The sequence below is a fragment of the Ancylomarina subtilis genome (genome assembly GCF_004217115.1).
In the GTDB taxonomy this organism is placed as follows: Bacteria; Bacteroidota; Bacteroidia; order Bacteroidales; family Marinifilaceae; genus Ancylomarina; species Ancylomarina subtilis.
Genome location: NZ_SHKN01000001.1, coordinates 1,583,853 through 1,602,643, shown reverse-complemented (window position 1 = coordinate 1,602,643; position 18,791 = coordinate 1,583,853). Strand labels below are relative to the sequence as shown.

The 18,791-nt window shown below is 36.2% G+C and carries 19 protein-coding genes; 6 read left to right on the top strand and 13 right to left on the bottom strand.

The features are described 5' to 3' along the window. Window positions 1-15: 15 nt before the first annotated feature. The 5 genes from EV201_RS06490 to EV201_RS06470 all read right to left on the bottom strand — a co-directional run bounded on the left by EV201_RS06490 (window position 16) and on the right by EV201_RS06470 (window position 3,075). Window positions 16-1,050 (bottom strand): permease, encoded by a 1,035-nt coding sequence (locus EV201_RS06490; RefSeq protein WP_130306757.1) that lies wholly within the window; start codon window positions 1,048-1,050, stop codon window positions 16-18. Window positions 1,051-1,116: 66 nt separating this feature from the next. Then, a complete protein-coding gene (locus tag EV201_RS06485; protein ID WP_130306755.1) occupies window positions 1,117-1,821 on the bottom strand; it encodes an aromatic aminobenezylarsenical efflux permease ArsG family transporter in 705 nt (234 codons plus the stop codon). Between the two features lie 156 nt (window positions 1,822-1,977). Then, a complete protein-coding gene (locus EV201_RS06480; RefSeq protein WP_130306753.1) occupies window positions 1,978-2,454 on the bottom strand; it encodes a nitrophenyl compound nitroreductase subunit ArsF family protein in 477 nt (158 codons plus the stop codon). An 11-nt stretch (window positions 2,455-2,465) separates the two neighbouring features. After that, window positions 2,466-2,702 carry a thioredoxin family protein gene (locus EV201_RS06475; protein WP_130306751.1) on the bottom strand — a complete coding sequence of 79 codons (237 nt, stop codon included), beginning with the start codon at window positions 2,700-2,702 and terminating at the stop codon, window positions 2,466-2,468. Between the two features lie 49 nt (window positions 2,703-2,751). After that, a complete protein-coding gene (locus EV201_RS06470; protein WP_130306749.1) occupies window positions 2,752-3,075 on the bottom strand; it encodes an ArsR/SmtB family transcription factor in 324 nt (107 codons plus the stop codon). A 173-nt stretch (window positions 3,076-3,248) separates the two neighbouring features. Here EV201_RS06470 and EV201_RS06465 point away from each other — a divergent pair, with 173 nt between their 5' ends. Further along, a complete protein-coding gene (locus EV201_RS06465) occupies window positions 3,249-3,710 on the top strand; it encodes a 3-oxoacyl-ACP synthase (RefSeq protein ID WP_130306747.1) in 462 nt (153 codons plus the stop codon). Window positions 3,711-3,862: 152 nt separating this feature from the next. On the opposite strand, the gene EV201_RS06460 is transcribed toward EV201_RS06465, so the two are convergent. The 8 genes from EV201_RS06460 to pheT form a co-directional block, all read right to left on the bottom strand. Further along, complete coding sequence (locus EV201_RS06460) at window positions 3,863-4,717, bottom strand: DUF5694 domain-containing protein (RefSeq protein ID WP_130306745.1); 855 nt, start codon at window positions 4,715-4,717, stop codon at window positions 3,863-3,865. A 235-nt stretch (window positions 4,718-4,952) separates the two neighbouring features. Then, window positions 4,953-5,405, bottom strand: coding sequence for a carboxymuconolactone decarboxylase family protein (locus EV201_RS06455; protein WP_130306743.1), 453 nt, complete (start codon window positions 5,403-5,405; stop codon window positions 4,953-4,955). Window positions 5,406-5,485: 80 nt separating this feature from the next. Further along, on the bottom strand, window positions 5,486-6,052 hold the full coding sequence (locus tag EV201_RS06450) for a Crp/Fnr family transcriptional regulator (protein ID WP_130306741.1): 567 nt from the start codon (window positions 6,050-6,052) through the stop codon (window positions 5,486-5,488). A gap of 301 nt (window positions 6,053-6,353) precedes the next feature. After that, complete coding sequence (locus EV201_RS06445; protein ID WP_130306739.1) at window positions 6,354-7,487, bottom strand: FMN-binding protein; 1,134 nt, start codon at window positions 7,485-7,487, stop codon at window positions 6,354-6,356. A gap of 160 nt (window positions 7,488-7,647) precedes the next feature. Beyond that, a complete protein-coding gene (locus EV201_RS06440; protein WP_130306737.1) occupies window positions 7,648-7,944 on the bottom strand; it encodes a hypothetical protein in 297 nt (98 codons plus the stop codon). 54 nt (window positions 7,945-7,998) lie between these two features. Beyond that, entirely contained in the window at window positions 7,999-9,507 is a 1,509-nt protein-coding gene (locus tag EV201_RS06435) for a reductive dehalogenase (protein ID WP_130307671.1), read from the bottom strand. Between the two features lie 254 nt (window positions 9,508-9,761). After that, a complete protein-coding gene (locus tag EV201_RS06430) occupies window positions 9,762-10,775 on the bottom strand; it encodes a helix-turn-helix domain-containing protein (protein ID WP_165389604.1) in 1,014 nt (337 codons plus the stop codon). Window positions 10,776-11,072: 297 nt separating this feature from the next. Next, entirely contained in the window at window positions 11,073-13,523 is a 2,451-nt protein-coding gene (gene pheT / locus EV201_RS06425) for a phenylalanine--tRNA ligase subunit beta (protein WP_130306733.1), read from the bottom strand. Window positions 13,524-13,739: 216 nt separating this feature from the next. Here pheT and surE point away from each other — a divergent pair, with 216 nt between their 5' ends. The 5 genes from surE to gldG all read left to right on the top strand — a co-directional run bounded on the left by surE (window position 13,740) and on the right by gldG (window position 18,601). Then, complete coding sequence (gene surE, locus EV201_RS06420) at window positions 13,740-14,522, top strand: 5'/3'-nucleotidase SurE (RefSeq protein WP_130306731.1); 783 nt, start codon at window positions 13,740-13,742, stop codon at window positions 14,520-14,522. Further along, window positions 14,506-14,802, top strand: a complete 297-nt coding sequence (locus EV201_RS06415; protein WP_130306729.1) for a hypothetical protein — start codon at window positions 14,506-14,508, stop codon at window positions 14,800-14,802. The genes surE and EV201_RS06415 overlap by 17 nt, the downstream gene beginning before the upstream one ends. Before the next feature lie 74 nt (window positions 14,803-14,876). Continuing rightward, window positions 14,877-16,013: a lipid-A-disaccharide synthase gene (lpxB, locus tag EV201_RS06410; protein WP_130306726.1), complete on the top strand. Its 1,137-nt coding sequence runs from the start codon at window positions 14,877-14,879 to the stop codon at window positions 16,011-16,013. A gap of 112 nt (window positions 16,014-16,125) precedes the next feature. Next, window positions 16,126-16,857 (top strand): gliding motility-associated ABC transporter permease subunit GldF, encoded by a 732-nt coding sequence (gldF, locus tag EV201_RS06405; protein WP_130306724.1) that lies wholly within the window; start codon window positions 16,126-16,128, stop codon window positions 16,855-16,857. A 52-nt stretch (window positions 16,858-16,909) separates the two neighbouring features. Continuing rightward, a complete protein-coding gene (gene gldG / locus EV201_RS06400; RefSeq protein WP_130306722.1) occupies window positions 16,910-18,601 on the top strand; it encodes a gliding motility-associated ABC transporter substrate-binding protein GldG in 1,692 nt (563 codons plus the stop codon). Window positions 18,602-18,791: the final 190 nt, after the last annotated feature.

The following is an 18,791-nucleotide window of genomic DNA, read 5'->3' as shown; positions in this document are numbered from 1 at the left end:
AAAATGAAAATCGACTTAATAGATGATATTAAAAATGAAGCCAACAGCCAGTATTCCTGTTGCAACCACACCAATAAAGATAAGGATTAAAGGCATCTTTAAAACTTTTTTCAGGATAATGATTTCCGGTAAGGATAGCCCAATTACCGACATCATAAAAGCTAAAGCGGTTCCCAGTGAAGCCCCTTTTTCGATTAAAACACTTACGATGGGGATAATACCAGCTGCATTTGAGTACATGGGAATCCCGATTAAAATTGATAGAGGAACAGAATACCATACTGATTTCCCCATTAGCCTTGCCATAAAATCTTCAGGGACGTAGCCGTGAGCAGCCGCACCAATTGCCACCCCAATTACAATGTAAAGCCAAATTTTCCCAACAATATCTTTGACGGTTTCGTATCCCAATTTAATTCGATCTGAAAAACGAATTTTAGTTTCATCGATTCCTGTTTGTCCGGTCTTCACCTCAAAAACCCATTCCTGAATGTATTTCTCAAGTTTAAGAATTCCTATGACCCAACCGGCAAGGATGGCAATCAATAAGCCCGTTAAAGTATAAATGATGGCTGTTTTCCATCCGAAAAGTCCAACCAGCATGATTAGGGCAATTTCGTTTACCATTGGGGCGGCAATCAGAAAGCTGAAAGTAACACCCAAGGGTACACCAGCTTCAACAAAACCTAAAAACAGGGGAATGGCTGAGCAGGAGCAGAATGGTGTAACTACGCCTAGAAGTGCTGCCATAATGTTCCCCATAAAGGTTGATTTACCAGCTAAAGCTTGTTTGGTTTTTTCCGGAGAGAAATAGCTTCGGATAATACCAACACCAAAAATAACCAAGACTAAAAGTAGAAGGACTTTAGGAACTTCGAATATAAAAAAGCGTAAGGTTTCACTTAGGTGGCTTTCTGGCATCTTGAAAACAGTATCGATAATGAAATCGGATATGTTCTGCAGGTTGATATAAAGCAGACACCAAACGGGTAGTAGAAGTAGTACTGAAAGCAATTGCTTTCTATTGGTGATTTGAATTGATTTGATCATGATTCCAAATTCTGAAACCTGACAGGTTAATTGACTATCTGGTTTTAAACCTGTCAGGTTTAAATATTATTGTATAAAGAAGATATAGGTGAAATAGAGTCCGGCAAGAATGAAGATGACAGCAGCCACTTTTCTAAACCAAAACTCGAAGCTTTTAACCCTATTGTAAAAATTACCAACCCCGGATAGAGTGAAGGCAAGCAGGTAAGCGATGATAATAACAGGTAGTCCGGTTGCTATGGCATAAACAAATGGCAGGTATAAACCATCTGCATGGGAAATACTAATAGGGATGAGCATGCCGAAATAAAGAATACCACTATATGGGCAGAATGCCAAGGCAAAAATAATCCCGAGTAAAAGGGCTCCCCAATAACTTCCTTTAATCTTTTCCCCATTAATTTTTTCGGTTAAACCGCCTACTCCGGGAAAATTAAAAGAAATAATGTCGAGCATAAAAATGCCAATAAGAATCAGGACGGGGCCTAACAAGCGTTCTCCATACGTATGGAAGAACGATGAAACATTAAATTTACTCGCACCGAAATAAAGAATAACGCCCAAAATCGTGTAGCTGATAGCACGACCTAAAGTATAAATGAGTCCACTCAGAAATATTTTTTTCTTATCGCCTAAATCTTTACTGATGTAGGCCGTTGCCGTAATATTTGTAGCCAGAGGACAGGGACTTATTGCTGTCATCAAACCGAGGATGAATGCTGATAGGATGGGCAAATTAGTCTGGGACAAAAGTTGATCAAGATATTCCATTTTTAATGCTTTTCTTACTAATAATGACTTGTTTTATCCCATTCTCAAGGTCTATTTATTTTGAGGTGTTTTAGGGACACGAAGTCGTGAGTAAGGGGTTTGTTTTTCGGTTACATTCCCTAAGAAATGTAACCGAATGTGAGATGAATCAGAAATCTAGTTTTCTGATTTAAGAGTTGATTCCAACTTCTCAAGATAAGCTTGAGGGTTGTTGATTGCATTACGGAACGCGAAGTTTGTAAGATCTTCAATCTTTCCTGACTTTGCATGTTTGATCATTAAACTAGATCCGGTAGCTTCAAATTCCTTTGCAAGCAATTTGTTTTCTTCTTCATCAATGTTTACATCGAAGAATTTCACATTTAATTTTTCTGCAAGTTCTTTGGCTTTAGCTCCAACTGCCTTACAGGTTTTGCATTTTCTGTCACCATGAAAATAGTAGATACCGGCATCTTCATTCTTTTTTTCAGCAACTGCTGTGCCGCAAGATTTTGAGCTACAATGTGAGCAGTCAGATACGCATGCTGTTGCTTCTTTTTCTACTACTTTATCTGTTGTTTTTTTTGTGTTCGACTGGCAAGCTCCTAAGCTAAGTCCAAGAGTCAGAATAGTTATGGTTAAATAATTTTTCATGATAGATTTGTTTATAGGGATTCAATAAGTTCTTTGATTTCTGATACAGTGGGTACTTTTCCACTAAATAATACCTTTTCGTTCACGACAAGTGCAGGTGTAGACATGACGCCATACGCTAAAATTTTCATCATATCATCAACCTTAGTAATTGTTGCTTCGATATTTAATTCTTCAATCGCTTTTTGAGTTGCCTGGTGCAGGGTGTTGCATTTTTTGCAACCGGGCCCTAATACTTTAATTTCCATATTATAAGGTTTAAGTTTTTAAGAATACTGTTGCATTCTTTAATGTTTATTATTGGTTTGGGTTACTTTCTCTTTCAGATTTAAAAAGTGTTTCAAACACTTCGTTTGCTTTTGCCCAATTCTCTTTATTTAGGCAATACTTAATCTTAGGAGGCATAATTTCGCCTTGTATCAGGCCCGATGCTTTCAATTCTTTCAGATGCTGTGAAAGGGTAGAGCGGGCTATGGGCACTTCCTCAGCCAAATCGCCACTGTAGCAACAGGACTGATTTGATAAGAGCTTGCAAATATAGACTCTCACCGGGTGAGAGAGTGCTTTGGCAAAACGTGCCAGTTGTTTTTCCTGGTCGGAATAGAATTCATTTTCTGTCATATGTTTCGCATTTCGTAAAAATACGAAACGAAGTTAGGGATTTATTTTAAAAAACAAATGAGATCTGTCTTTTTTTAAGAATTTTACGAAAGCAAACTCATATAAAGCTTATCTTGGGCTTTAGAATAAATCATGGAAATTTAAATTTTGAACCGAGTTAAAAAGATAAAAGAATGAACACGATAAAGGATCTGAAAGGCTTGGTATACCATAAAATATTAGAAGATCTTGATAGAAAGATTGAGGTGATTCAGGCAGCTATTGCCTCAGCAAAAGAATCAAGAAATAGCGATACCAAGAGCAGTGCGGGAGATAAGTACGAGACGGGGCGTGAGATGATGCAGATTGAAATTGAAAAGAATGAAGTGCTGCTGAATCAAACCGTCAGACAACGAAAAGAATTGGCTCGTATTGATATCTCAGAAGAATTCAATAAGGTATCTTTTGGTAGTTTTGTTGTGACTGATCAAGGTATGTATTTTATTTCCATTGGTATTGGTAAAATACCGATGAATAAACAAATTTGCTATGCCATATCTCTGGCATCTCCTATTGGTGGTTTATTAAAAAATAAAACTGTTGGTGATGAGGTTGACTTTCAGGGGAGGACATTTAAAATAAGCGAAATCATATAATTTTCTAAATCAGAATTGTTTGATGTGAGAAATAAAGTGGCCCTATTCATTTTGAGAATGGGAGCCATTTCAATTCGGTGTTTATGATCTCTTTATTGCAATTATATTTTGAACATCACCTGATAGGTAAAAAAGTTTTTTAACAAAGTTTGTTATTTTGTGCAGGTGTTCTTTTTTGCAACTTCCAGGTAAGGTAGAGGGGATACCAAGTCAAATTCTTTCGAAACATCGAGAAACATATTCAGGAGATTTAGGTGGCCACAGCCAATGATCAGTAAGATTCTTTCTTCAGGTTTTTGAGCCATTCTTTGAATGTTTCTGAAAATTCTTAGATTACGGTTAAACCATCTTCCAGTCTCAAAATCAACACCTGTAAAATCTCCCGCTTCTTCTTCGTATTTAAAGGGGTTTAATAAATACACTGAAAGGCTTTCTTTGATGTGTTTCGGATCATTCAATTGTGTGAATTCGTCAATGATATTTGAGACTTTTTTTGATTTTTTACTCTCCATATAGATAGAGTCTGGTGACTGAAAGTAATAATTTTCAAGATTGGCAGAACGGATACTATCCTTGAACAATGTTTTCATATTGTTATAATGTTTGCCCCAGTTATTCATACAGTGAATTTTAGGAAGGTTTAATTTTTTCCCCATCCGGAAAGCTAGCTGATAGATTTCATCTTTTTTCAATGTGAATTGATCTGATTTGTATAATGAGTATAGAGAATCAATTGCTCCTTGTTCGTTAGGCGATTTTTCAATTGCAATCATGGTCGGTTTAAAGGCCTCAATGGCATTGCAGATTGCAATTATTTCTGACTGGTAGGGCTCTTCAAGAACAGATATCTGGTTTTTTTTTTCAGTTGTTTGTACATCCAGATTGTGATAGGCCAAATGGAAAACTCCTAATGTCATGATCTGTGTTTTAGGAGGTGTTTTCGCATCTTGTCCGAATAGCGCATTGGCAAGCATCATGCCACTCAATAGAATCAATATTTTTTTCATAATGGTATTTATTGTTTTTGATAAGGACGTTTAATTATTCAAAGTGTTGCATTTATCATATGCCACAACCATGTTTAAATTAAAAATTTAACAGATTTGCATTGCTTTGAAATAATTCATTTTTACAGGTGTTTTTTGTTTCTGTAAATAAAAAGAGGGTGACCATTGGGGGCACCCTCTATCTCATATTGATTCGGTATAAACAAATTGATATCAATCAAGTAGTTGTTCCAGATTATTTTTTCACCTCATATTTTCCGGGAGTAAATTTTAATGTTTTCATCAGTTTGGCCCAAGTGCTAAGGTGAGAAATTACAATCGTTAAGTAACAAATTTCTTCTTTGCTAAACTGGGAGAGAAGCGTTTCGAAATATTCATCAGAGATTGTACTTTGACTATCTCGGGTTAATATTTCGGTTAGTTCAAGAGCTTTTCTTTCTTTGTCACTGAAATAGGGTGTTTCGCTCCATACGCACAGAGAAGATAGGCGTAGCTCACTTTCGCCTAAATGCTTTAATTCTTTATAATGCATATCGACACAATAGGCACAATTGTTTAGTTGTGCTGTTCTTAATCTAATTAATTCGAGCAAGGACATTTCCAGTGGTGAGCCATTCAGATAGTCTTCAACGACCATTAATTTTTCGAACATATTTTTAGGCGTGTCCTGATAACTTATTCGTTCCATAATTTTATTTTTTAATTAATAATGAAACAAATTTATGGCTTACTTCTCTCTAAAAAATTAAGCTATCTTAATAAATAAGTTTACTTTTTTCTGAGTTCACTTAAATATTCAGGTGTTATTTCCAGATATGAAGCAATCATATATTGTGGGACTCTTTGAGTGAAATCCGGGAAATGTGTAATTAAATCTATGTATCTGTCTTTACTTTTCTTTTGCAGATAGTGGTTGTTTCTAAGTTGGGTCGCAATCAGAATTTTTTCTGTAATAAGTCTAAAAAAACGTTCAAATTTTGGAATTGAAAGATACAGCTTTTCTAAGTTTTCTTTTTTTAATATATACACATGGGTTTCTTCCAAAGCCTGAATCGACGATGAAGATGGAATTCCGTTAATGAAACTCTCCATATTTGTTAACCACCAATTTTCTATCGCAAACTGGTCTATTTTTTCATTTCCTTTATTATCGATATAAAAAGAACGAACCAAACCTCTTGCAATAAAGTACTGGCAGGAACAGATTTGTCCTTCTTTTAGAATAAATGTTTTCTTTGGAAAGATTTCTAAGCTTAAATTCGAACAGATTTCATCTATTTCATTATCAGTAAACTTGACGTATTTGTTGAGATAGTTTTTGATTTGGTCTTTCATTCTAATTCCTTTTGGGGCTTATTTTTAAAGACTAAATTATTATTTCTACTAATAATTACGAATAGAATTATCTAAAAATAAAAGGATCATCAATTAAACTGATGATCCTTTTTTTTGGCGCTAATGCTAGTGAAAGCATTCTTCTGGATAGTTAAAATGAAAATTGTTTTTGGTTTAATTCCAATGCCAACGACTTATAATTTGCTGGCTATAAATAGAAGAATCGTAATTAAACAAATTGTATAAATGGCAATCCCGGCCATATTTTCTTTAGTCAGTTTTAGTTTTTTGTTCATAGAGTCTAATTCTTGGATAAAATAAACTTTTTAACCTGGTTTCTCTTTTTCAATATCCATCCTAATGCGCCACCAACGGGGCAGAAAAAACGACAAAAGAAATTTGAAAAGAAGAGTGATCCAATAAGCGAAGCAGGAAGAATATACCACTGTACGCCATCGCCTTCCAAGGCAAACAGCATGGCAAAAGGTTCGTAAGAAGCAATTGTTGGGTTAGCAGAAATAAATATGATGATGAGTGATAACCACAGCAAAAACAGTGGTGTCTTCGATAATATTTTCGAAATATGTGTTGGTAACTTAAGGTTGATACCCGATACTTTATTCAGTAATATCTGGCTTGCATGAAAAGGACATACCGAACTACAATACACGTTTTTTCCGGAGATTACTATGATCGAGAAGGTTCCCGCCATCAGTATCCACCAGCTTAAGTGGGTATGAATATTGGGGAAAAAACCCAGTATGACTCTACCGAAATGTGTGAGTGAAAGCGATGCATTGAATACAAAACCAAGAAAAATAAAACCCAGAAACAAGCTGGCATAGCGTAATTTCTTTTTCTTAAAGAGTATCGATATGGATCCCAATATAAATATTAGTAAAATAATACCCTCTTCATTTGATACCTTCCACTTTTTGTTAAGAGCAGGTGTAGCTATGTTCAGTTCGTCTTTGGCAATGTTGTAAGATGCTTTTCTGACTGCGTTGGCAATGGCTAAAGAACTAACTGTTGCTCCTGAAACGGCTTCAATATCTTTAGATAAGTCAAATTCGTCATTTACATTTTTGTTGACATATTGATCGTAATACTTTTTGTTTTCAAGTTTTGCCAAAAAGGACATGGTTTCGATATTCTTAACCAATTGGGTTCCGACTATTTTCCCTTCCTTATCTGAGAGAACAGCCATAGATAAAGGGCCACCGTAGCCTTGCGATTCGCCTATAGCCATGTATCCGAACGTTTTATCTCCACTTAATGCTTTGTACACATGGTCACTTGTTTTTATTAGTGATAAGCCATTTCCAGTAATGAGTTGCATTTTATTTAGTTGCTGGTCGTTATTCGATTTAACAAAACCAATAATAAATGCAAGCGTTAATGTGATATAAGCAAAACCATTAATGTAATGTTTCATTCTTATTTAATAAGATGTATTTAAATTAAATGCTAAATAGAAGAAGTGTTTCCGATAGTCACAATCTTGTGACCATCGGAATACCTATTGATTTAAATTCTTAGTTTTAAGCTTTGATCTTCTTTTATGGATTCAATATAATAATCCATTGTCTAAACTTTTAGACTTGTTTACTGATCGGTTTTTTAATTGCAAGCTTCCGTCCCAAAAGAAGAAGAATAAGTCCTGGGATTCCAAATACAACGAGTCCCATACTTGCTGCGCGTGGTTCGCCTTCTAAAACCGAACTGCACGACCATGCAATGCAAAATATAAGTAGGAAGATTCCCAGGCCAAGTGTAGCCCATGTTCCTGCTGTAAATGTTAGTTTTTTGTTAAAATAATATGTGGTTCCTATTGCCAGAGTTGTTATCACTCCTAATGTGAAAAACAGTATTTCTATTCCTGAAAAAATCATGATTATATTTTTTAATATTTATTAAAATCGGAAACTAAATCTTTAGCTCGTCCTTTAATGTCCATCGTAGCTTTTGCCTTTAGGACTATAGAACTTTTTAATTGATTCATGGTCTTCAACATTACCATAGCCGAATACTTCATCCATCTGACGCATAAAGCTATGAACAGGACCAGGCATGGCTGCAGTAATACTATCAACTAATCTGTGATGCCAGAAATTTGGTTTATTATAGGGGCATGAAGCCATACACATACCACAATCATCTCCCAGTTCTCCCCATAGTTTGAAGCATTTTCGTGCATCAACATGATATTTCTTTACACCTTTAATGTTGTACCATGCATTGTCTTTATTCTCGTGAGTTGGATCGAAAGATGGTTCTTTATCGTACGAAATTGCTTTTGTTGGACAGGCATCGGCACAACGCATACATTTTTTGCAAAAATCCATGACACCAAAAGATTTTGGTGTATCATACTCAACAAAATCGAAGTCTGTATACACCTTTGCTAATCGAACACGAGGTCCATATTTATAAGAAACAACCTGCCCAAGACGAGATCCTTCTCCCAGTCCAGCAGCAATTGCGTATGGCACACTTAATCCCATATCGTTTCCTGCCGAAACAGCCTGATAACCCAGGTTTTTCAAATAAACAGCTAATTGGTAAGGTGTTTTAGCCATTTTGGAATACCCCGCACCTGCAGCAGCACTTCCTACTAATGATGGAGAAGTTGAGATCCCTTCGTAATCCATCTCGAAAGCCATAACGATAACAGTTTTTGGAACAAATGGGAAATCGCTCCAATCTGTAACAAATTTGTCAGGACCCCAGTTATGTAATTCTTCAAGTTGTTCAGGACTTGGTGGGCCAGCAAATGCTTTTCTTGCAAGAGGGGGGATAGGATTAAGGAATTTACTATAATCCCATCTTTTGTCTCTGCGAGTAATTCCAACAAGATCGGCACCGTAAAGTTTAGCGGCTCTTTTTATTTGGTTGGCAGCTTCTTGTTTACTTTTAAATGTCGCTTTTTCTTTTGCCACATAGTCGTTGTCGAATAATGCATGTGGATTTTTTTTAGTTTTTTGCTCCCAGGTATTTACACCAAAATCTGGAACTCCTGCTGGGCTTGGACCAGCTGAAAAATTATTCATGGCCCATGCTCCTGCCAAAAGTGCTTTATCAGTTTTTGTATATCCGATTTTAGAGTCGTCGTAGGCGAAATTCATTTTCTGAGCAAATGCTTGTCCATCTGCTACAATTTCATCATCAACTTCTTCACCAATTGCTTTTACAGCATCAGCAAAGAATGAACGATACTGAACATGATCCCAATTACGTGGGGGCACATAATCCGCTCTGACCTCAACGGGAAATTCGTCGTGTATCGTAACTAATTCATCAACTAAATGTTTATCTAGTCTATTAGCTGCGGCGTCTTTTGTAATGGATGATAAGCCGACTGCACCCAGAACGGCGCCAGCACTTCCGATTTTTAGAAAATCTCTCCTGCTAACTGCTGGATCATTTTCATTGAGTTTAATTTCTTTTTTAGCCATAATCTTAATTCCGAATTTGTGTCAGTATTTTTTCTTTACCTCAAAATTGGATGTAAAATATTGGTATAACGACAATCCTAATGATTTCGGACGTGTGCCAATATTTTCAGACGGATGGAAAGTCAAAGATTATGGTAAAATCAAATGATAATGGTTTAGCGAAAAATAAAAACAGTTCTATAGTTTCAATTGTGGAGATAGAATGAATTATTCATTGTGAACAAAGCTCTGGGGAAATTGGAGAGTTGAAATAATTATTGCTTATTAACAGAACTCTTAATGTATTCGGAAGGTGTTTTGCCTGTGAATTTTTTAAAGGAAGCATTGAAGGTCGCTTTTGATTTAAAACCAGCTTCGAAAGCTAATGCCAATATGGTGTAGTTTTTATATTCCTTTTGTAGTGCTATTTTTTTGAATTCTTCAACTCGGTAATTGTTGATGTAATCGTTGAAAGTCTGATTCATTAACCCATTAAGGGTTTCAGAAATAGTATGTGTTGGTAAATTACAAAGTTTGGAACAGTCTGAAAGGTTGAACTCGGTATCCAAATAGGGTTTTTCATTTTCCATGATCCGATTCAAATTTCTAGCATTTTCTTCAGCCATTTCGCGTGTTAGTTTCGACTTATCATACTTTTTAAAACCACCTAAGCCTATTTTTTCATTTGCCAGATGTATGGTTTTGGGTTCACTAATGATGACATAACTTAGTGCATATCCTAAAAGCATGAGAAAGCAGAGGTTGATGATATCCATTGTTTGCTGTGTGCCATCAATGAATAAAGGGAGGTTGTTTTTGAGTACTAAAATGAAAAAATGAAGCAGCATCATTGACCACAATAACCTGATTAATGTTGTTTTTTTCTTGTTGTATTTAAAGACGCTTAGGGTAATGCCTTTGATATTATAAAAATTGCCAATCATCTTTATTATAAGAATGGGGTATATAAAATAAAGACTTATGGTAATACTCTTAGCTAAAAAGATTAAAGTCTCTTTATGAGATGTTGATTGAATAAATAAGACAAAGATGGCAGTATTAAGTAGTATGGGAACTAGATGCAAAAGGCTAATTTTTGTAAAATTAATCTTCCCATACATCACCGACATGGCATAATAATATACGAGTGGTGGGGCAATTGTTGAAAAAGGAATAATTATATAGGCCAGAATTGATGAAGGTGTGATTAGCCCTTCGTAAAAAAAGTAGTAATAAATATAGTGCGTAATGATACTGGCAAAAACAAGCTTTAGCAATAGGTTTGGCAAAGTCCTGAATTTTTTTCGAAGCAGAATTATAATAAGACCAATGATTTGGGCAACGCAAAAAATAATTAAGTGCTGAATATTCATAGAGTATATATGATGCTTTAGATTTTCCGAATGTAAAGCAAATTTTGATTATTAGCAACAGAGCCCAATGGGCTTCAAGGTTATTTTTTCCTGTAAAAATGGTGTTGTATTTATAGGAGAATCGTATCAGTTTAAATGTGAGACTCGTTAAATATCTTGCAAAAAAAAGCCGATTTCATTATGAAACCGGCTTTAAATATATATCTAATCAGTTTATCTCAACTGAGCATTCAATTGCTTTTCGTAGCTTTTGATTAGTTTTTGCATGATTTTATCAATCTGCTTGTCAGTTAATGTTTTTTCAGTATCCTGAATAATGAAACTTACAGCGTATGATTTCTTATCAGCACCCAATTTTTCACCTTCGTAAATATCGAATAGAGAAACTGATTTTAGTAAATTCTTCTCACAGTTGAAAGCAATGGTTTTGATTTCTGCAAAGCTGATGCTTTTGTCAATCAATAGAGCCAAATCACGTTTTACCGCCGGGTATTTAGCTATTGGTTCGTAGTTCACCTTGTTTTTTGTAGCTTCAGCCAATAGAGTCTCCCATTTGAAATCTGCATAATAAACTGGAGTGTCAATACCAAAATTCTTCAGCAATTTGCCACTAACCATACCCATTTCAACCAATACCTTTTTCTTAACACCGTAAGTTAAACCTTCGGTAAAGATATCGCTCTCCGTTTCGTTAATTCTAAGCTTCTCGATATTGAAACCTAAACGCTTAAGAAGATTCTCAGTGTAAGCTTTCAAATGGAAGAAAGATGTAGGCTCTTCCTTAAGATTCCAGTTTGTCGAGTTTTTAGCACCGCACATAAATAGTGATAAGTGCTGGTTCTCAAAGTAATTGTTTACTGGATTCTCATTCTCCTCGTTTACGATATGATGGTATGACTTACCAAACTCGTACAACTTAAGATCAGCATTTTTACGGTTGATGTTGTAAGCAATAGCCTCTAAACCACCAAACAGTAGACTTTGACGCATGGCGTTAAGATCCGAACTCAATGGGTTTTTGATACGTACGGTATGATTCTCCTGAATGCTCTCCAGACCTTCGTAATAGCTAGCCTTTGAAAGAGAGTTATTCATAATCTCGTTGAAACCGCCGTAGCTAAGCATATCAGCAAGCATATTCTTAAGTTTATGCTCGTCAGGTTTTGGAGCAAAACTTAATGAAGCATTAACCTTATTAGGTGTTTCAACATTATTGAAACCATAAATACGTAACACTTCTTCAACGATATCAGCCTCACGTGTCACATCAACACGGTAAGGAGGAACCAATAGGCTCATCTGATCACCATCAATTTTGTCAACTTTAATTTCTAAAGCTTCAAGAATATTGATGATGGTTTCTTTTCCGATTTTCTTTCCAATTAAACCTTCAATTCTTGAAATGTTAGCTTCAACCTTAAAGTCTTCAATAGGGTTTGGATAAAGATCAATAACATTTGATGAAATGCTTCCGCCCGCAATTTCTTGAATTAATAAAGCGGCTCTCTTCAATGCATAAATTGTGTTGTTAGGATCAGTTCCACGCTCGAAACGGAAAGATGCGTCGGTATTTAAACCTTGACGACGCGCTGTTTTACGAACATATACTGAATCGAAATATGCAGATTCAAGGAAAATATCAGTTGTCGTTGAACTTACACCTGAATCCATGCCACCAAATACACCTGCAATACACATTGGTGCTTCAGCGTTACAAATCATTAGGTCATTCTCGTGAAGTTCACGTTCTACTTCGTCTAAAGTTGTAAACTTGGTTTCAGCAGGTAAGGTTTTAACAATCACTTTGCCACCTTTAACTTTTGCATAATCAAAAGCATGAAGTGGTTGAGCAGTTTCGAATAACACATAGTTGGTGATATCCACAACGTTGTTGATTGGTTTCAAGCCGATAGCTTTCAGTCGGTTTTGCAACCATTCTGGCGATTCAGCAACCTGAACACCACTGATACAAACACCTGAGTAACGTGGACAAGCCTTTTCGTTCTCAACAATCACCTCAATTGGCGTATTGGTATTGTCAACTTTAAAATCCTCTACTGATGGAATTTTATAGTCGATATCTTTTTGTTGTTTTAGGTAAGCCGCCAAGTCGCGCGCTACACCAATATGACCTGCACCGTCAATACGGTTAGGTGTTAAATCAATTTCAATGCAAGTATCGTCTTCAATATTAAAATATTCTTTGGCTGGCATTCCTACAACAGCATTTTCAGGCAATACCATAATACCATCGTGACCTTGACCTAAACCAATTTCATCTTCAGCACAAATCATACCCATTGAAGGCTCGCCTCTAAGCTTCGATTTCTTGATTTTAAAACTCTCGTCACCATCGTACAGAACGGTTCCTACTGTGGCTACGACCACTTTTTGTCCGGCAGCTACGTTTGAAGCACCACATACGATAGGTAGCAACTCTCCTGAGTTAACATCAACAGTTGTGATACTCAAATGATCGGAACCCGGATGTGGTACACAAGTTTTTACTTCACCAATAACTAAGCCTTCAAGGCCGCCTTTGATTGATTGGATATTTTCAATACCACCAACTTCAAGACCAATTTGAGTTAAAATGTCATCCATTTCAGCAAGCGTCAAATCTACATCGATGTAGTCCTTCAGCCATTTGTACGATATCTTCATTATATGAGGGTTTTATACTGATAATTTCATTGATTTGGAAAATACAGACTAAGTTAGCTTGTCTTTGTTAAGGTAAGATAAGCTTAGTAATCATCTATTTTCAAGCTTACAAAAGTAGGAATTTTAAGGCAAACAACAAGGGGAATTTTTAATATGCATTTCTTCTATCTTCTAGCATAATTCGATATCTTTGTCTGTCTTACAAAATTGATTGAAATGACTAATACAAACAACAAGCCACTGATACTGGTAACCAACGATGATGGGGTGAATGCCCGAGGCATTAAGGCTCTATATGAAATGGTTAAAGGTTTAGGTGAAATATATATTGTAGCGCCCAATCGTGCTAACTCGGGTAAATCGAATTCAATAACTGTCGAAGTCCCAATTCGCATTCGTAAGATTAGAGATGAGGAAGACTTGAAGGTGTTTTCATGCAAGGGCACACCTGTTGATTGTGTCAAATTGGCCTTAAACAAGATTGTACCGCGTCAACCCGACTTTGTTGTTTCGGGAATTAATCATGGTGCGAATACCTCTGTAAGTGTGTTGTACTCGGGAACAATGGGTGCAACGATAGAGGGCTGTTTGGCTGGTATTCCTTCTGTTGGATTTTCTTTAGATAGCTTTGCCAGTAAGGTTGATTTCTCACAATGTGTGAAATACGGTCGTAAGATATTCGAAAATGTTGTGAAAAATGGCTTGCCAAAAAGTATTTGTTTAAATGTGAATTTTCCGGAAGGGGATATCAAGGGGGTTCGCGTGTGTCGTCAGGCTGATGGCATGTGGAAAGAGGAGTTCGACCATCGGACCGATCCTTTTGGAGGAGATTATTATTGGTTGACAGGGCATTTTAAAAATGCCGAGCCTCATGCTGAAGATACGGATGAAAGTGCGATTAGAAATGGTTATGCTTCTGTGGTACCTACTCAAATTGATATGACAGCGCATCATGTTTTAGAAAACTTAAAAACCTGGGATTATGAAGTCCTTGATTAATAATTCCTACGTTGGAACCTTGATTGGTTTAATAGTTCCTGTTTTGACGATTTTTATTGCTTATTGGTTGAAAGCCAGTCATGAAATATCGATTCATCAGTTTGTTGACGGCGTTCAGTATTTGCAAATATATGTTAAGATGATAACCGTATCGGTATATTTTAGTAATGTGGTTAGTTTCTTTTTATTTATAAAACTAGATTGGTTGAAAGCAGCAAGAGGCGTTCTTTTAGCGACCATTATTTATACATTTGTGATTCTGTTTTTTGTTGGGGCGTAATAATGTCGAGATATTTTTATTTTGATTAGCTCATTCGGATTTTATTCTATCCTTTAACCTTGTTTCTATAAACCATGAAATATTACATCATAACAGGTGAAGCCTCTGGTGATCTTCACGCCTCAAACCTAATGAAAGAACTCAAGAATGAAGATGCTCAAGCGCAGTTTCGTTTTTGGGGTGGCGATTTGATGCAGGCTCAAGGGGGAGAAATGGTAAAGCATTACCGCGAAACGGCATTTATGGGGTTCGTAACGGTTTTGAAGAATCTGAAAACCATTCGCGCCAATTTTAGGCTTTGCGAAACAGACCTTTTGAATTTTACACCCGATGTTTTAATTCTGGTAGATTATCCTGGGTTTAATTTGCGAATGGCTGCTTTTGCTAAGAAACATGGCATTCGTGTCCACTATTATATTTCACCTAAAATTTGGGCTTGGAAAGAGTCACGAGTGAAAAAGATAAAAGCTCATGTCGATCGTATGTTTACGATTTTTCCTTTTGAAACTGAGTTCTATAAAAAGCATAACTATGAAGTGAGTTTTGGCGGAAATCCATTACTCGATGCAATAGAAAATAGAGCGAATAAGGATGAGACTTTTGATCATTTTATCGAGCGAAATCAATTGTCCAACAAACCTATTATTGCTCTTTTAGCCGGTAGTCGTAAGCAGGAGATTGAACGTATTCTGCCGGTGATGCTTCAGGTTGTCGATCGATTTCCGGATTATCAGTTTGTAATTGCTGCTGCACCCTCAATCACAAAGGAATTTTATGCATCGGTGTCAAAAGGAAATGAGTTGAGTTTTGTTTACAATCAAACTTATGATTTATTGCAACAGTCCAAGGCAGCTCTGGTTGCTTCCGGAACGGCAACACTTGAAACAGCTTTGCTTCGTATTCCACAGGTGGTGTGTTATAAAATGAGCGGAGGAAGCATTGCTTACCGATTAGGGAAAATGCTCTTAAATATCAAATATATTTCTCTAGTCAATTTGGTTGTTGATCGGTTTATTGTGAAGGAGTTAATTCAGCAATATTGCAATGTTGAGAATATTAGTAAGGAGCTGGATTTAATTCTGTATGATGAGGCATACCGTTCCAATATGTTGAAGAATTATGAAGATTTAAATGCGCATCTAGGCGGGGCAGGTGCATCTGCTCGTTTTGCTAAGATGATTTATGCGGACATTCAGGCCATTAAGTCTTAGTTTTTTTGAGTCAACAGAGTGCTGCTTATTCTCTAAGTGAATTGAAACATAAGTAGGCGATAAATTCTCAAATTTATTTTGCAAATTTGTAACGCACTCCAAAAACTCATACATGTTCACACTATTATTAAAGGAATTTCGATCGTTTTTTAGCTCCATAAGTGGTTATCTAATCATCAGTATTTTCTTATTGGCTACCGGTTTGTTTATTTGGGTATTCCCAGGTAACACAAATGTTTTGGATGGAGGCTATGCCAATCTGGACACCCTTTTTGATATGGCTCCCTGGATTTATCTGTTTTTGATTCCGGCTTTGTGTATGCGTTTGTTTACCGATGAAAGAAAATCAGGTACCATTGAACTGTTATTCACTCGTCCCATTTCTGATTTCAAGATTGTTTTGTCGAAATTTTTTGCAGCCTTACTTCTTGTTATCTTTTCGTTACTTTTCTGTTTAATTTATTATTTGTCAGTTTATTACTTGGGGGAACCTGTTGGGAGTATTGATGTTGGGGCATTCTGGGGATCTTTTCTAGGCCTGTTTTTTCTGGCCATAGGATACGTTTCTTTAGCTGTTTTTGCAGGTTCTTTAACGGATAATCAAATCATTGCTTTTCTCCTTTCGCTGGTTTTGTGTTTTAGTTTTTATATGGGATTTGATTACCTATCTGATTTGATGCTATTTCAAGGTTTACAAACAGAGGTAATTAATTTGGGTATTAATGAGCACTACCGATCCTTGTCAAGAGGGGTTGTTGATTCAAGAGATGTGAGTTATTTTATTTCTTTGTCGCTTTGTTTTCTTTTTGCAACACGTACCGTGCTTCAGAGTAGAAAATGGTAGTTTTAATCAGACATTTTTCAAAAAAATAAGATCGATAAAATCATATAGCATTATGCAAATTTCAAGCAAAAAGAAGAATTTATTCCAACTATTTCTTTCAGTTTTAGTTGTTCTGCTTGCGTATCAACTTTTACAAGTTTTTCATTTTCGTGTAGATTTAACATCAGAGAAACGTTTTACACTATCTGATAATACCAAAGCACTATTGGCCGATTTAAAAAAGCCGGTTTATTTTGAGATCTATTTAGATGGCGATTTGCCCCATGGTTTTAATAAGCTTAAGAATGCAACCGTTGATTTGATTGAAGAATTTAAATCTTATACAGGGGTTGAAATTGCTTACAGTTTTATTGATGTTAATGCTCAGTTGAATCCAAAATTAAAAGAGAAATCTTTACGCGAATTATCCGAGAGAGGTCTTAAACCAACCAGCATTCAGGAAACCAGTCGCGATGGGAGTGTGAAACAAAAAATCATAGTTCCCGGGCTTTTTGTTCACGATGGGAAAAAGGAAACTCCGGTTAACCTCTTGAAATCTGTGTCAGGATTATCGGCAGATCAGAATCTGAATCATTCTATAGAAAGTATCGAATATGAACTTTCTATGGCCATCAGATTACTGAATCAAACCAAGGTTAAGGAAATTGCTTTTTTCACAGGACAGGGTGAATTGGGTGAATATGAAGTGGCTGATTTTACAGCATCGCTTCTACAACGTTACAAGGTGAGTCGAGCAACTGCTTACGAGTTATCTAAAGATTTCAAGCGATTTGCCTGTGTGATTGTTGCTCAGCCTCGCAAAGAGTTTAGCAAAAAAGCCAAGTACGCCCTCGATCAGTATATCATGAATGGGGGCAAGGTGATGTGGCTGATTGACGAAGTGGCTGCCTCAATGGACAGTATCTCAGCTAATGGCATGTCTATGGCATTTTATAAACCTCTGAATCTGGAAGATCAGCTGTTTAAATATGGGGTTCGCATTAATCCTGATTTGGTAATGGATGTTCAGAGTCAGCTGATTCCTGTTCAGTCATCAGCATCAGGGCAGAATGGAAAATATGTGCCGGCTCCCTGGTATTATTCACCACTTTTGGCTCCACCATCCAATCATCCGATCACACGCAAATTGAATATGGTTCGGGTTGAGTTTGCAAATTCAATTGATAAGGTTGGGAATAATCCCAATTTAAAACATACGGTTTTATTAGCGAGTTCGAATTTTACCCGACTTCAGAAGGTGCCAACTCCTATACGACTTGATATTGTTGGACAAAAAATGGAAGCCAAGGATTTTCCTGATGGCTCAAAAGTGATGTCAGTATTGATTGAAGGGAAGTTCCAGTCTATTTTTAAAAACAGAATTTGGGAAGGAATTGACCGTTCAACCTATAAAGATGAAAGTCCTGAGAGTAAGATGATCGTTATTTCTGATGGTGATATGATCAGAAATCGTGTGAGAGGGGTTGGTGGAAATATGCAAATGGAAGCTTTGGGATACGATCGGTATTCCCGAAAAACCTATGGGAATAGAAATTTCCTTTTAAATTGTGTTGATTATTTATGTGATGATGAAGGCTGGATGAATCTTCGATCAAGAGAAGTGAAACTTCGCCTATTAGATAAAACCAAATTGCGTGAAGATCGTCTTTTTTATCAGGTTTTAAATTTGGGATTACCCCTTGTTTTACTTCTGTTCTTCGCAATTATTTGGCGTTATCTCCGCCGAAAAAGATATCGAAATTAAGCTGCGTATTTCTAAAAATCATTCGTGGATAAATTGAAAGCAAACTCTTGGAAAAAAAGCAGATTCGAATAAATAAAATTCGTATATTCACCACTTGATATTTTTAACATTACATCGATTTTTTGTGATGTCAAAAATAAACAATGTTAGAAAACTATTAAATACACTGACAGATGAAATCTGACTGATT